Source organism: Escherichia sp. KS167_9B (assembly GCF_030295215.1).
Classification (GTDB): Bacteria; Pseudomonadota; Gammaproteobacteria; order Enterobacterales; family Enterobacteriaceae; genus Escherichia; species Escherichia coli_F.
In genome coordinates this window covers 804,222-819,077 of sequence record NZ_AP025754.1, presented here as the reverse complement: position 1 = coordinate 819,077, position 14,856 = coordinate 804,222, and the positions used below count along the sequence as shown (strand labels likewise).

General features: G+C 49.9%; 15 protein-coding genes and 1 pseudogene. 10 read left to right on the top strand and 6 right to left on the bottom strand.

Annotation, left to right across the window (positions count from 1 at the left end; translation table 11 throughout):
• Positions 1-84 precede the first annotated feature (84 nt).
• From QUE34_RS03860 to QUE34_RS03835, 6 genes and pseudogenes are all read right to left on the bottom strand, one after another.
• Positions 85-492, bottom strand: coding sequence for a contact-dependent growth inhibition system immunity protein (locus QUE34_RS03860; RefSeq protein WP_105268704.1), 408 nt, complete (start codon positions 490-492; stop codon positions 85-87).
• A 42-nt stretch (positions 493-534) separates the two neighbouring features.
• Entirely contained in the window at positions 535-1,002 is a 468-nt protein-coding gene (locus tag QUE34_RS03855; RefSeq protein WP_001188052.1) for a hypothetical protein, read from the bottom strand.
• Between the two features lie 89 nt (positions 1,003-1,091).
• Positions 1,092-1,211: pseudogene (locus QUE34_RS03850) on the bottom strand (IS630 family transposase); the annotation flags it as partial.
• Between the two features lie 117 nt (positions 1,212-1,328).
• Complete coding sequence (locus QUE34_RS03845; RefSeq protein ID WP_002431428.1) at positions 1,329-1,586, bottom strand: hypothetical protein; 258 nt, start codon at positions 1,584-1,586, stop codon at positions 1,329-1,331.
• Positions 1,587-1,668: 82 nt separating this feature from the next.
• Positions 1,669-2,022, bottom strand: a complete 354-nt coding sequence (locus tag QUE34_RS03840; protein WP_032302698.1) for a hypothetical protein — start codon at positions 2,020-2,022, stop codon at positions 1,669-1,671.
• A gap of 284 nt (positions 2,023-2,306) precedes the next feature.
• On the bottom strand, positions 2,307-2,513 hold the full coding sequence (locus QUE34_RS03835) for a YbfA family protein (protein WP_000424924.1): 207 nt from the start codon (positions 2,511-2,513) through the stop codon (positions 2,307-2,309).
• Positions 2,514-2,825: 312 nt separating this feature from the next.
• On the opposite strand from QUE34_RS03835, the gene kdpF reads away from it, so the two are divergent.
• The 10 genes from kdpF (at position 2,826) to potE (ending at position 14,795) form a co-directional block, all read left to right on the top strand.
• Positions 2,826-2,915 carry a K(+)-transporting ATPase subunit F gene (kdpF, locus tag QUE34_RS03830; protein WP_001365534.1) on the top strand — a complete coding sequence of 30 codons (90 nt, stop codon included), beginning with the start codon at positions 2,826-2,828 and terminating at the stop codon, positions 2,913-2,915.
• A complete protein-coding gene (gene kdpA, locus QUE34_RS03825; RefSeq protein ID WP_032302697.1) occupies positions 2,915-4,588 on the top strand; it encodes a potassium-transporting ATPase subunit KdpA in 1,674 nt (557 codons plus the stop codon). Before kdpF ends, kdpA begins: the two co-directional genes overlap by 1 nt.
• A gap of 22 nt (positions 4,589-4,610) precedes the next feature.
• Positions 4,611-6,659: a potassium-transporting ATPase subunit KdpB gene (kdpB, locus tag QUE34_RS03820; RefSeq protein WP_032302696.1), complete on the top strand. Its 2,049-nt coding sequence runs from the start codon at positions 4,611-4,613 to the stop codon at positions 6,657-6,659.
• Positions 6,660-6,667: 8 nt separating this feature from the next.
• Positions 6,668-7,240 (top strand): K(+)-transporting ATPase subunit C, encoded by a 573-nt coding sequence (gene kdpC, locus QUE34_RS03815; RefSeq protein WP_103253902.1) that lies wholly within the window; start codon positions 6,668-6,670, stop codon positions 7,238-7,240.
• Positions 7,233-9,917, top strand: coding sequence for a two-component system sensor histidine kinase KdpD (gene kdpD, locus QUE34_RS03810; protein ID WP_103253903.1), 2,685 nt, complete (start codon positions 7,233-7,235; stop codon positions 9,915-9,917). Before kdpC ends, kdpD begins: the two co-directional genes overlap by 8 nt.
• Entirely contained in the window at positions 9,914-10,591 is a 678-nt protein-coding gene (gene kdpE, locus QUE34_RS03805; protein ID WP_032302693.1) for a two-component system response regulator KdpE, read from the top strand. Before kdpD ends, kdpE begins: the two co-directional genes overlap by 4 nt.
• Positions 10,592-10,755: 164 nt before the next feature.
• Positions 10,756-10,887: a TonB-dependent receptor gene (locus QUE34_RS28410; RefSeq protein WP_103253904.1), complete on the top strand. Its 132-nt coding sequence runs from the start codon at positions 10,756-10,758 to the stop codon at positions 10,885-10,887.
• On the top strand, positions 10,866-10,970 hold the full coding sequence (speFL, locus tag QUE34_RS03800) for a leader peptide SpeFL (protein ID WP_001312672.1): 105 nt from the start codon (positions 10,866-10,868) through the stop codon (positions 10,968-10,970). The genes QUE34_RS28410 and speFL overlap by 22 nt, the downstream gene beginning before the upstream one ends.
• Positions 10,971-11,280: 310 nt before the next feature.
• Positions 11,281-13,479 (top strand): ornithine decarboxylase SpeF, encoded by a 2,199-nt coding sequence (gene speF, locus QUE34_RS03795; protein WP_032302743.1) that lies wholly within the window; start codon positions 11,281-11,283, stop codon positions 13,477-13,479.
• Entirely contained in the window at positions 13,476-14,795 is a 1,320-nt protein-coding gene (gene potE / locus QUE34_RS03790) for a putrescine-ornithine antiporter (RefSeq protein ID WP_000075850.1), read from the top strand. The genes speF and potE overlap by 4 nt, the downstream gene beginning before the upstream one ends.
• Positions 14,796-14,856 lie beyond the last annotated feature (61 nt).

The following is a 14,856-nucleotide window of genomic DNA, read 5'->3' as shown; positions in this document are numbered from 1 at the left end:
TACTGCTCCTGAACGGTTTACAGGAGTAAGTGTAGACGGCAGTATTGAAAAAACGAAACGAATAAATGAATTCGGTAAAGAAATTCAATTATTCATAATAAAGTTCATAGTAGCGATAAATAGTTTCTTTTCTTCATCACTCATGGCAGCAACGTTTAACATGTTGTCATCAAAATTATTGATGATATTTTTTAATTTCAGTAACTGCAAAGGAGAAAAATAGTCACTCCCGATGAGATTACTCAATACCAGCAATAGCTCCCCATCATATAAATAGCCCACCATAAGATTAATCTCTATCATCTCAATTGCTTTTTGTACAGCAAGCGCCGGTAAGAGATTCTGACGAAGCATTTTGGCAATATCATTTTCATCCAGTTCATCGGGTGTTTTATCTAATAAAGAATTATACCAGTTTATTAAACCACTTTTGAAAGCGAACGAATCATATTGCAGGTGATAAATCTGTTTTAGGGTTTCTTTATTTTTCAATTTATAGTGCCTTTATTTGCTATAATTTTTTCTGAAATAACATCAGCGAGTTTGCTCAGGTGCAGGGATGACCGAAATTGTCATGTATTTTTTCAGTCTGGCTTCTCGTTTCACACCTTTCGGATCTGAACCAAAAGGAAGCGTCAAGCATGGTGAGTCAACGGTTTGGATTGTCCAGAGAGAATCACCAATGAATCTGAAATTGATGCTATCCGCTGTAACGGATAATCCCTCAAAACTTCCCGTCGCATACTCATTACCCAAACGTACGGTCTCTTTAACTCCATCGTTAACATCGATAAGGACAATTGTCAGTGATTCCTCAAAAATAACGTCATCCGTCAGAAAAAGGATATAACGCTGGTCATTAACCTGAATTGCCGCTTCCAGTATTTGCCCTGGTACAATAATACCTGTGTTATTGCCATTGAGCACAACGTCAGACTGAGCCTGAGATAAATCAGTCGCTTTGTGAACCTTGACCAACGATATCGAATTAACCTGTTGCATAATCAATTCCACAAGCGCCCCATTTCCCATGCGGCAAGTGCACCGCCGACAAAGCCGCCAATAAGTACGCAAACAGGTGCTCCTGGACCACACATCAATCCGGTCAACGCACCGCCTGCGACAGCACCGGCAATAATATTCATCCGGGTACGACTGCCAGTGGTTTTAACAGATTTACGCTCACCGTTACGTATCCTGCCACCACTCAGGTTGCAGACGCGGCAGTCACAGCCTTGACGGTGTTGAAACTAAAGTTCAGGTGATAGTCTGATGTTCATAGTTTGAGCATTATCCCCTGACAGAATAAAATCAAGCAGTGTCAATGATCACGTGTATATATCATTTAAAGCATTATCAAGCCAATCTTCCATGTTTTTAATTTTAGCCCGCGCATATAAATCATTCATAACATCCTCATAACTCTGCCCATCATTGACCATACAATTAGCTGTATGAGGCAGAACATGTATAAAATCAGACAATATAAAACAAGCCTTTGAATTTCCAGAGTTAGCTGCAATTCTGATATCAATCAATCCTCTGGCAATCAATTTAAGAATAACATCTTGCATTTTAATTTCCATATCATCCAGTTAAATTTCAGTAGTAAATCGTCTATCAAAAAAAGATGAAATTAACATTCATAAATTTATTACAATATGAAAATCAAAAATATACATCATCAGCTTCTTCCGAAAACTCCATGGCTCCTAAGGCACCTAAATCAATACTAAATATAGTATCACTTTCCTTAGCACTCCCAACATAGATAAAATAGCCTAAATCTCCGTCTTGACCTATCAAAAAATAGTCAGGTTCCACTTGTTGAATATCATATGTTTCATTTCTTTCAATAAGATCAGAATAGTTATATAAATATAATGTTTCGTGCTTCTTATTAGTTATTTCATAGGTCTCACTATCTTTAATTTCTTCTATCAAAAAATGTTTATACACTGGAGGAAACTTGATTGACATGTCAAATTCAATTTTATTTATATATTCTATAATTTTATTCATGTTAAGAATACATGAAAGATTATTTATTGATTATCTTGATGAATATATCTTCACTTTTTATTTTCATTTACTCATCGCGGAAATACACATTGCCTTGTAGACAAGCGCTAATAATACGTTATGAACCTGACTTCCGCCAGACAATCAATCTATGAATTCATTACGCCGTAGTGTTTTAGAAAGACACTTTCTGACCAGATGGTGAACCATATACTACATCGCGCATTATAAAAAAACCGCCAGCGTTTCCACTAGCGGTTTTCAATGTTTTCAAAACTCAGCAATCAGTAAAAATCACCGGTTGCCTTTTCGGCCTGATCCATCCACACCGGTTTATCGCTGGTTTTCGACCAGACGCGATGCAGATAGCTGTAAAAGCGGGCGCGGTCTTTCCAGAAAAGCATGAAAGGCAGCGCCAGAACGCCCGCTGCAACCGCATAAGTACGGCGTAAAAAGATAAGCCATGCAGGATATTCTCTGTAGAGTTCCATACTTTTCTCCCCCTTTTGTATCTACCCGGTGAATGGCACCGGAAAAATGAATTTGTTTATCTGATGAAAATAGTACCGCCTTTTGTGTAATTTTACTACTCATCCGACCACTTATTTTTGCTTATTGATGGTTTATTTACATTCACACTGTAATTAAGTTACACAAAAGTTAAATTAATACTAACCATCAGTTAAATCATGGCTTTTGCCATTTTTATACTTTTTTTACATCCCGCCCGAAGATTTTTGCGAAATCTTTGCAGCCAGAATTCTACCCTTCCGGTATCACTTTTAGGCCACTGGAGGTGCACTGTGAGTGCAGGCGTGATAGCCGGCGTGTTGCTGGTGTTTTTATTACTGGGTTATCTGGTTTATGCCCTGATCAATGCGGAGGCGTTCTGATGGCTGCGCAAGGGTTCTTACTGATTGCCACGTTTTTACTGGTGTTAATGGTGCTGGCGCGCCCTTTGGGCAGTGGGCTGGCGCGGCTGATTAATGACATACCTCTTCCCGGTACAGCGGGCGTTGAACGTATACTCTTTCGTTTACCTGGCGTCTCTGACAGTGAGATGAACTGGAAGCAGTATCTCTGTGCCATTCTCGGCCTGAACATGCTGGGGCTGGCGGTGCTGTTTTTTATGTTGCTCGGTCAGCACTATCTGCCGCTTAATCCACAGCAGTTGCCAGGGCTGTCGTGGGATCTGGCGCTGAATACCGCCGTCAGCTTTGTCACGAATACCAACTGGCAATCTTACAGCGGTGAAACCACGTTGAGCTATTTCAGCCAGATGGCGGGCTTAACGGTGCAAAACTTTCTTTCTGCCGCCAGCGGGATTGCGGTGATTTTTGCCCTCATTCGTGCATTTACCCGCCAGAGCATGAGCACACTCGGGAATGCCTGGATCGATCTGCTACGCATCACGTTATGGGTGCTAGTCCCTGTGGCGTTGTTGATCGCACTGTTTTTTATTCAACAAGGTGCGCTGCAAAACTTTCTGCCCTATCAGGCGGTGAATACCGTTGAAGGAGCGCAACAGCTGTTACCCATGGGGCCTGTAGCTTCTCAGGAAGCGATCAAGATGCTCGGTACTAACGGCGGTGGCTTCTTTAATGCCAACTCGTCGCATCCGTTTGAAAACCCAACCGCACTGACCAACTTCGTGCAGATGCTGGCGATCTTCTTGATCCCAACAGCGCTGTGCTTTGCCTTTGGTGAAGTGGCAGGCGATCGCCGCCAGGGGCGCATGTTGCTGTGGGCGATGTCAGTGATTTTTGTCATCTGCGTAGGCGTGGTGATGTGGGCAGAAGTTCAGGGTAATCCTCATCTGCTGGCGCTGGGTGCGGACAGCAGCATCAATATGGAAGGTAAAGAGAGTCGTTTCGGCGTGCTGGTCAGTAGCCTGTTTGCGGTCGTGACTACGGCGGCTTCCTGTGGCGCGGTGATTGCGATGCATGATTCGTTTACCGCTCTCGGTGGCATGGTGCCGATGTGGCTGATGCAAATTGGTGAAGTGGTATTCGGCGGTGTCGGTTCTGGTCTTTACGGCATGATGCTGTTTGTTCTGCTGGCGGTGTTTATTGCCGGGCTGATGATTGGTCGTACACCGGAATATCTGGGTAAAAAAATCGACGTACGTGAGATGAAACTGACTGCACTGGCGATTCTGGTCACCCCGACGCTGGTGCTGATGGGCGCGGCGCTGGCAATGATGACCGATGCCGGACGTAGCGCCATGCTCAACCCTGGCCCGCATGGTTTTAGCGAAGTGCTGTACGCCGTGTCATCCGCCGCTAACAACAACGGCAGCGCCTTTGCCGGATTAAGCGCCAACTCCCCGTTCTGGAACTGTTTACTTGCGTTCTGCATGTTTGTCGGTCGCTTCGGGGTGATTATCCCGGTGATGGCAATTGCCGGTTCGCTGGTGAGTAAAAAGAGCCAACCCGCCAGCTCCGGCACGCTGCCAACGCACGGCCCGCTGTTTGTTGGCCTGTTAATCGGCACCGTGTTGCTGGTTGGCGCACTGACCTTTATCCCTGCCCTGGCGCTTGGTCCGGTGGCGGAATATCTCTCCTGATGATATTGAGTGAGCACTGAATATGAGTCGTAAACAACTGGCGCTATTCGAACCAACACTTGTCGTTCAGGCGCTGAAAGAAGCGGTGAAAAAATTAAACCCGCAGGCGCAATGGCGCAATCCGGTGATGTTTATCGTCTGGATCGGCAGTCTGTTAACCACCTTTATTAGCATTGCAATGGCAAGCGGCGCGATGCCTGGCAATGCGCTGTTTAGCGCGGCAATTAGCGCATGGCTGTGGGTCACCGTACTGTTCGCTAATTTCGCCGAGGCGCTGGCTGAAGGCCGCAGTAAAGCGCAGGCCAACAGTCTGAAAGGTGTAAAAAAAACCGCCTTTGCCCGCAAACTGCGTGAGCCGAAATATGGCGCTGCGACAGACAAAGTTCCTGCCGATCAACTGCGTAAAGGCGATATTGTGCTGGTTGAAGCGGGCGATATTATCCCCTGCGATGGCGAAGTTATTGAAGGTGGTGCATCGGTCGATGAAAGCGCCATCACTGGGGAATCGGCACCGGTGATCCGTGAATCCGGCGGCGATTTTGCCTCCGTCACCGGCGGCACGCGTATTCTTTCTGACTGGCTGGTGATTGAGTGCAGCGTTAACCCCGGTGAGACATTTCTGGATCGGATGATCGCGATGGTGGAAGGCGCACAGCGACGCAAAACGCCGAACGAGATTGCCCTGACCATCCTGCTGATTGCCCTGACTATCGTCTTTTTACTGGCAACCGCCACGCTGTGGCCGTTTTCCGCGTGGGGCGGTAATGCAGTCAGTGTAACGGTACTGGTGGCGCTGCTGGTCTGTCTGATTCCAACCACCATCGGCGGCCTGTTGTCAGCGATCGGCGTCGCCGGAATGAGTCGGATGCTGGGCGCGAATGTGATTGCCACCAGCGGACGCGCCGTTGAAGCGGCGGGTGACGTTGACGTTCTGTTGCTGGATAAAACTGGCACCATCACCCTCGGTAACCGTCAGGCATCAGAGTTTATCCCCGCGCAGGGCGTAGAGGAAAAAACGCTGGCCGACGCAGCACAACTGGCTTCGCTGGCCGACGAAACGCCGGAAGGCCGCAGTATTGTGATCCTCGCCAAGCAGCGTTTTAACCTGCGCGAGCGCGATGTGCAGTCGCTTCACGCCACTTTTGTACCGTTTACTGCGCAAAGTCGAATGAGCGGGATCAATATCGACAACCGTATGATCCGTAAAGGTTCTGTCGATGCCATTCGCCGCCATATTGAAGCTAACGGTGGTCACTTCCCTGCCGATGTCGATCAAAAAGTCGATCAGGTTGCGCGTCAGGGGGCCACGCCTCTGGTAGTGGTGGAAGGTTCCCGCGTGCTGGGCGTTATTGCGCTGAAAGATATCGTCAAAGGCGGCATTAAAGAGCGCTTCGCCCAGCTGCGCCAAATGGGCATAAAAACGGTGATGATTACTGGCGATAACCGTCTGACTGCCGCCGCCATTGCCGCGGAAGCGGGCGTCGATGATTTTCTCGCTGAAGCGACACCGGAGGCCAAGCTGGCGTTAATTCGTCAGTATCAGGCGGAAGGCCGTTTGGTGGCGATGACCGGCGACGGCACCAACGATGCTCCGGCGCTGGCGCAGGCCGATGTCGCGGTGGCGATGAACTCCGGCACTCAGGCGGCGAAAGAAGCGGGCAATATGGTGGATCTCGACTCTAACCCGACCAAGTTGATCGAGGTGGTGCATATTGGCAAACAGATGCTGATGACCCGTGGCTCGCTGACCACCTTCAGCATTGCCAACGATGTGGCGAAATACTTCGCCATTATTCCGGCGGCGTTCGCGGCAACGTATCCGCAGTTAAATGCGCTGAACATCATGCGCCTGCATTCGCCCGACTCCGCCATTCTCAGTGCGGTCATTTTCAACGCCTTGATTATCGTCTTTTTGATTCCCCTGGCGTTAAAAGGCGTGAGTTATAAACCGCTTACCGCTTCTGCCATGTTGCGCCGTAACTTATGGATTTACGGTCTGGGTGGGCTGCTGGTGCCGTTTATTGGTATCAAAGTCATTGATTTACTGCTGACCGTTTGCGGTCTGGTGTGAGGTTTACCATGCGTGGATTACGTCCGGCATTATCAACATTTCTCTTTTTGTTACTGATTACTGGCGGTGTTTACCCGCTGCTGACCACCGCGCTGGGGCAATGGTGGTTTCCCTGGCAGGCCAATGGTTCGTTGATTCGCGAAGGTGATACGGTGCGCGGCTCGGCATTAATCGGGCAGAATTTTACCGGCAACGGCTATTTTCATGGTCGCCCGTCGGCAACGGCAGAAATGCCCTATAATCCACAGGCTTCTGGCGGGAGCAATCTGGCGGTCAGTAACCCTGAGCTGGATAAACAAATCGCTGCACGCGTTGCCGTATTACGGGCTGCTAACCCGGATGCCAGCACGAACGTTCCGGTTGAACTGGTGACGGCGTCGGCAAGCGGGCTGGACAATAATATTACCCCGCAAGCGGCGGTCTGGCAGATTCCTCGCGTGGCGAAAGCGCGTAATCTCAGCGTTGAACAGCTCACGCAGCTGATCGCAAAATACAGCCAACAACCGCTGGTGAAATATATCGGCCAGCCGGTCGTCAACATTGTCGAACTCAATCTGGCGCTGGATAAGCTTGATGAATAACGAACCCTTACGTCCCGACCCCGATCGTCTGCTGGAACAAACTGCCGCGCCGCATCGGGGGAAGCTGAAAGTTTTTTTCGGTGCCTGTGCAGGCGTCGGGAAGACCTGGGCGATGCTGGCAGAAGCCCAACGACTGCGGGCGCAAGGGCTGGATATTGTGGTTGGCGTGGTTGAAACTCACGGACGGAAAGATACCGCCGCAATGCTGGAAGGGCTGGCTGTTCTGCCGCTAAAACGCCAGGCGTACCGTGGGCGGCATATCAGCGAGTTTGATCTCGATGCCGCCCTCGCCCGCCGTCCGGCGCTGATCTTAATGGACGAACTGGCGCACAGTAATGCGCCAGGTTCTCGTCATCCTAAACGCTGGCAGGACATTGAAGAGCTGCTGGAAGCAGGCATTGATGTTTTCACTACCGTCAACGTTCAGCATCTGGAAAGTCTGAATGATGTGGTCAGTGGCGTCACCGGAATTCAGGTGCGGGAAACCGTGCCCGATCCCTTTTTTGATGCTGCCGACGACGTAGTGCTGGTGGACTTGCCCCCGGACGATCTGCGTCAACGGCTGAAAGAAGGCAAAGTCTATATTGCCGGGCAGGCGGAGCGCGCCATTGAACATTTTTTCCGCAAAGGCAATCTGATCGCCCTGCGCGAACTGGCACTGCGCCGTACTGCCGATCGCGTAGATGAGCAAATGCGCGCCTGGCGGGGGCATCCTGGCGAAGAGAAAGTCTGGCACACGCGCGACGCGATCCTTTTATGCATCGGGCATAACATCGGTAGTGAGAAACTGGTCCGCGCGGCGGCGCGGCTGGCGTCACGGCTGGGTAGCGTCTGGCACGCGGTGTATGTTGAAACCCCTGCCCTGCATCGCTTACCGGAGAAAAAACGTCGGGCAATTCTCAGCGCCTTACGTCTGGCGCAGGAGCTGGGCGCGGAGACAGCAACACTTTCTGATCCGGCGGAAGAAAAAGCCGTAGTGCGTTATGCCCGTGAACATAATCTCGGCAAGATTATTCTCGGTCGCCCGGCCTCACGCCGCTGGTGGCGTCGGGAAACTTTTGCTGACCGACTGGCGCGCATCGCCCCCGATCTCGATCAGGTGCTGGTCGCGCTTGATGAACCACCCGCCCGCACGATTAACAACGCGCCGGATAGCCGCTCTTTTAAAGACAAGTGGCGGGTACAAATTCAGGGATGCGTGGTTGCCGCCGCGTTATGCGCCGTTATCACCTTAATTGCCATGCAATGGCTGATGGCGTTTGATGCCGCCAACCTGGTGATGCTGTATCTGCTTGGCGTGGTGGTAGTGGCACTGTTTTATGGACGCTGGCCTTCGGTGCTTGCTACCGTCATTAATGTGGTGAGTTTCGATCTCTTTTTTATCGCCCCACGCGGCACGCTCGCCGTCTCTGATGTGCAGTATCTGCTGACTTTCGCGGTGATGTTAACCGTCGGGCTGGTGATCGGGAATCTTACTGCTGGCGTACGTTATCAGGCGCGGGTAGCCCGTTACCGCGAGCAACGCACACGACACTTATATGAAATGTCGAAAGCTCTGGCTGTGGGCCGCAGTCCGCAGGACATCGCCGCCACCAGCGAACAATTTATTGCTTCTACATTTCATGCCCGCAGCCAGGTGTTGTTGCCCGATGACAAAGGTAAATTACAGCCGTTAACACATCCGCAAGGAATGACGCCGTGGGAAGATGCCATCGCGCAGTGGAGTTTTGATAAAGGCCTGCCTGCGGGCGCGGGCACCGACACGTTACCCGGTGTGCCATACCAGATTTTGCCGTTAAAAAGCGGCGAGAAAACCTACGGACTGGTGGTGGTGGAACCGGGGAATCTGCGCCAGTTGATGATCCCGGAACAGCAACGCCTGCTGGAGACGTTTACGTTGTTAGTCGCCAATGCCCTGGAACGCCTGACGCTGACCGCCAGCGAAGAACAGGCGCGGATGGCAAGCGAACGTGAACAGATCCGCAACGCCCTGCTGGCGGCGCTTTCGCACGATTTACGCACGCCGCTTACGGTGCTGTTCGGTCAGGCAGAAATCTTAACGCTCGATCTGGCAAGCGAAGGATCGCCCCACGCCCACCAGGCCAGCGAGATTCGTCAGCATGTGCTGAACACGACCCGACTGGTGAATAATCTACTGGATATGGCGCGAATTCAGTCCGGCGGCTTTAATTTGAAGAAAGAGTGGTTAACGCTGGAAGAAGTGGTCGGCAGCGCGCTGCAAATGCTGGAACCGGGTTTATCGTCGCCCATCAATCTTTCTCTGCCAGAACCGCTGACCTTAATCCACGTTGACGGGCCACTCTTTGAACGGGTGCTGATTAATCTGCTGGAGAACGCGGTGAAATACGCGGGTGCACAGGCCGAAATTGGTATCGATGCCCACGTTGAGGGCGAAAATCTACAACTGGATGTCTGGGATAACGGCCCCGGTCTTCCGCCAGGCCAGGAGCAGACGATATTCGATAAGTTTGCCCGCGGGAATAAAGAGTCGGCGGTGCCGGGCGTCGGGCTTGGGCTGGCAATTTGTCGGGCGATTGTGGATGTACACGGCGGCACCATTACCGCGTTCAACCGACCGGAAGGTGGTGCCTGTTTTCGTGTTACACTTCCCCAGCAAACTGCCCCTGAACTTGAAGAATTTCATGAGGATATGTGACAAACGTTCTGATTGTTGAAGATGAACAGGCTATTCGTCGCTTTCTGCGCACGGCGCTGGAGGGTGACGGTATGCGCGTTTTTGAAGCCGAAACGCTGCAACGGGGGCTGCTGGAAGCGGCAACTCGTAAGCCAGATTTGATTATTCTCGATCTCGGCCTGCCAGACGGTGATGGGATTGAGTTTATCCGCGACCTGCGCCAGTGGAGCGCGGTGCCGGTGATTGTGCTTTCCGCACGTAGCGAAGAGAGCGACAAAATCGCCGCGCTGGATGCTGGAGCGGATGATTACCTGAGTAAGCCGTTTGGCATTGGTGAATTGCAGGCCCGTCTGCGCGTTGCTTTACGCCGCCACTCTGCTACCACCGCGCCCGATCCGCGGGTGAAATTTTCTGATGTTACCGTCGATTTAGCCGCCCGCGTGATTCACCGCAGTGAGGAAGAGGTGCATCTCACCCCGATTGAATTCCGCCTGCTGGCGGTGCTGCTCAACAATGCCGGAAAAGTGCTCACCCAGCGCCAGTTACTCATTCAGGTGTGGGGACCAAACGCGGTCGAACACAGCCATTATTTGCGTATTTATATGGGGCATCTGCGACAAAAACTGGAGCAAGATCCCGCCCGCCCTCGCCATTTTATTACTGAAACCGGTATTGGGTATCGGTTTATGCCATGAATTATTATTCAATAAATACGCTTAACTAATTATTAATTTATTATTAAACCTGCCCCGAAAATTATTATTTGGCAGGTTTAATTTCTTAATGAAAATATAACCTACGAAATTGCAACATTTAAACAACAAAACAGCATCTAATATGGCGCTATTCATAATTAACGATTTATTATTTGGGGTGTGATCGTTTTTTGTTGATCTTCTTCACAGTTTATAGCCTTTTCATGGATAGAATAACTCTACCTTCAACTGACACAGCAAAAGGTAAAGGTAAATGGAAAATAATAACCGCTTAATGCCTCATATAAGGCGGACAACCCATATCATGAAGTTTGCCCATCGTAATAGTTTTGACTTTCATTTCTTTAATGCCCGTTAGTCTTCTGACTAAAGGGCACCCCAGCGTACAGGTCTCCCTGACTTTAAGCATTACAGGTTAATACCTGTATCCCTCGGTGCTCATATACTGCTAACCCTTTTAAACTCTAAATAATTCAAGTCGCAGCACTAGCAACTTGAAGTATGACGAGTATAGCCAGTTACCGGGCTGGTCTGGGTTATTGCATCTGCAAAAAGCAAACTACTGATTTATTTATCAGCGGTGGAGTTTTGCTTTTTTTCCGGCGTGATCGATTTCTCCTCTGAGAAATTGAGGACCTGCTATTACCTGAAATAAAGAGATGAACAAAATGTCAGAATTAAAAATTGCCGTTAGTCGTTCTTGCCCGGATTGTTTTTCCACTCATCGTGCATGCGTGAATATTGACGAAAGTAATTATATTGACGTTGCCGCCATTATTTTATCAGTCAATGATGTTGAACGTGGAAAACTCGATGAAATAGACGCTACTGGCTATGGCATTCCTGTTTTTATTGCAACGGAAAATGAAGAACGTGTACCAGCAGAATATCTGCCACGTATTACTGGTGTCTTCGAGCATTGTGAATCACGGAAAGAATTTTACGGACGTCAGTTAGAAACCGCTGCCAGCCATTATGAAACGCAGTTGCGCCCGCCCTTCTTCCGCGCACTGGTCGATTATGTCAATCAGGGCAATAGCGCTTTTGACTGCCCGGGTCATCAGGGGGGTGAGTTTTTCCGTCGCCATCCGGCAGGCAATCAGTTCGTGGAATATTTTGGTGAAATGCTCTTCCGCTCCGACTTGTGTAATGCCGACGTAGCAATGGGCGATCTACTGATTCATGAAGGTGCGCCATGCATTGCACAGCAACATGCGGCTAAAGTGTTTAATGCCGATAAAACGTACTTTGTTTTAAACGGCACCTCCTCTTCCAACAAAGTGGTTTTAAACGCCCTGCTAACACCGGGTGATCTGGTGCTGTTTGACCGCAATAACCATAAGTCTAACCACCACGGGGCCTTGCTACAGGCTGGTGCAACACCGGTTTATCTGGAAACAGCACGTAACCCGTATGGTTTTATCGGTGGTATTGATGCGCACTGCTTCGAAGAAAGTTATCTGCGTGAACTGATTAGAGAAGTTGCACCGCAACGGGCAAAAGAGGCGCGTCCGTTCCGCCTCGCTGTGATTCAGTTAGGCACCTACGACGGTACTATTTATAACGCCCGCCAGGTGGTGGATAAAATCGGTCATCTGTGTGACTACATCCTGTTTGACTCAGCATGGGTCGGCTATGAACAGTTTATTCCGATGATGGCGGACTGTTCGCCGCTGCTACTGGAGCTTAATGAGAACGATCCGGGTATTCTGGTTACGCAATCTGTACATAAGCAGCAGGCTGGTTTTTCTCAGACTTCACAAATTCATAAAAAAGACAGCCATATCAAAGGGCAACAGCGTTATGTCCCGCACAAACGCATGAACAACGCCTTTATGATGCACGCCTCCACCAGCCCGTTCTATCCGCTGTTTGCCGCACTGGATATTAACGCCAAAATGCATGAAGGTGTCAGCGGTCGTAATATGTGGATGGATTGTGTGGTTAACGGTATTAATGCCCGCAAATTGATCCTCGATAACTGTCAGCACATTCGTCCGTTCGTTCCTGAACTGGTGGATGGTAAACCCTGGCAATCGTATGAAACAGCGCAAATTGCGGTTGATCTGCGCTTCTTTAAATTTGTACCCGGTGAGCACTGGCATTCTTTTGAAGGTTACGCAGAGAACCAATACTTTGTCGATCCGTGCAAACTGTTGCTGACAACTCCTGGCATTGATGCACGTAACGGCGAATATGAAGCATTCGGTGTACCCGCGACGATTCTTGCTAACTTCCTGCGCGAAAATGGCGTAGTGCCGGAAAAATGCGATCTTAACTCCATCCTCTTCCTGCTGACTCCGGCAGAAGATATGGCCAAACTGCAGCAACTTGTTGCCCTGCTGGTACGCTTCGAAAAACTACTGGAAGCTGATGCGCCTCTGGCGGAAGTATTGCCTTCCATCTACAAACAGCATGAAGAGCGCTACGCCGGTTATACCCTGCGTCAGTTGTGCCAGGAAATGCATGATTTGTATGCCCGTCACAACGTGAAACAACTGCAAAAAGAGATGTTCCGTAAGGAACACTTCCCACGCGTCAGCATGAATCCACAGGAAGCCAACTATGCCTACTTACGCGGTGAAGTGGAATTGGTTCGTCTGCCGGATGCAGAAGGCCGTATCGCAGCCGAAGGTGCGCTTCCTTATCCTCCGGGTGTGCTGTGTGTTGTTCCGGGTGAAATCTGGGGTGGTGCTGTTCTGCATTACTTCAGCGCTCTGGAAGAAGGGATCAACCTGCTGCCAGGTTTTGCACCGGAGCTGCAGGGTGTCTATATCGAAGAACATGATGGTCGTAAGCAAGTTTGGTGCTATGTCATCAAGCCTCGTGATGCGCAAAGCACCCTGTTGAAAGGGGAAAAATTATGAGTCAGGCTAAATCGAACAAAATGGGCGTCGTTCAGTTAACCATACTGACGATGGTCAACATGATGGGCTCCGGCATCATCATGCTGCCGACAAAGCTTGCCGAAGTTGGGACAATCTCAATAATCTCCTGGTTGGTGACAGCCGTAGGCTCAATGGCGCTGGCATGGGCATTCGCAAAATGCGGTATGTTCAGCCGTAAATCAGGCGGTATGGGCGGTTATGCCGAGTATGCTTTCGGTAAATCCGGTAACTTTATGGCGAACTATACCTACGGCGTCTCGCTGCTGATTGCTAACGTGGCGATTGCTATTTCGGCAGTTGGTTACGGCACCGAACTGCTCGGCGCGAGTTTGTCACCAGTGCAGATTGGTCTGGCAACCATCGGAGTGCTGTGGATTTGTACCGTGGCTAACTTTGGTGGTGCGCGCATTACCGGGCAAATCAGTAGCATTACCGTGTGGGGGGTCATTATTCCGGTGGTAGGCCTGTGCGTTATCGGCTGGTTCTGGTTTAGCCCGACACTTTACGTTGATTCCTGGAATCCGCATCATGCACCGTTCTTCAGTGCGGTAGGTTCTTCCATCGCCATGACGCTGTGGGCTTTTCTTGGTCTGGAGTCTGCGTGTGCGAATACTGATGTAGTGGAAAACCCGGAACGTAATGTGCCAATCGCGGTACTCGGCGGTACGTTAGGTGCGGCGGTGATTTATATCGTCTCCACCAACGTGATTGCCGGGATTGTGCCCAATATGGAGCTGGCAAATTCAACGGCACCATTTGGTCTGGCCTTCGCGCAAATGTTCACACCGGAAGTGGGTAAAGTCATTATGGCGCTGATGGTGATGTCCTGCTGCGGTTCACTGCTTGGCTGGCAGTTCACCATTGCCCAGGTGTTTAAATCTTCATCTGATGAAGGCTACTTCCCTAAAATTTTCTCCCGTGTAACCAAAGTGGATGCACCGGTTCAGGGGATGTTGACCATTGTGATTATTCAGAGTGGATTGGCACTGATGACCATTAGCCCGTCACTGAACAGCCAGTTCAACGTGCTGGTTAACCTGGCCGTGGTGACCAATATCATCCCATATATTCTGTCGATGGCGGCATTAGTCATTATTCAGAAGGTCGCCAATGTGCCACCATCAAAAGCGAAAGTAGCAAACTTTGTTGCCTTTGTTGGTGCGATGTACAGTTTCTATGCGCTGTACTCATCCGGGGAAGAAGCCATGCTGTACGGTTCCATCGTGACTTTCCTTGGTTGGACACTGTATGGTCTGGTATCACCACGCTTTGAACTGAAAAACAAACACGGTTAAAAAAAGCGAAATAAATATCCTCCGGCATAGCCGGAGGTTTTTCAAATGCGCCTGTAAGGCT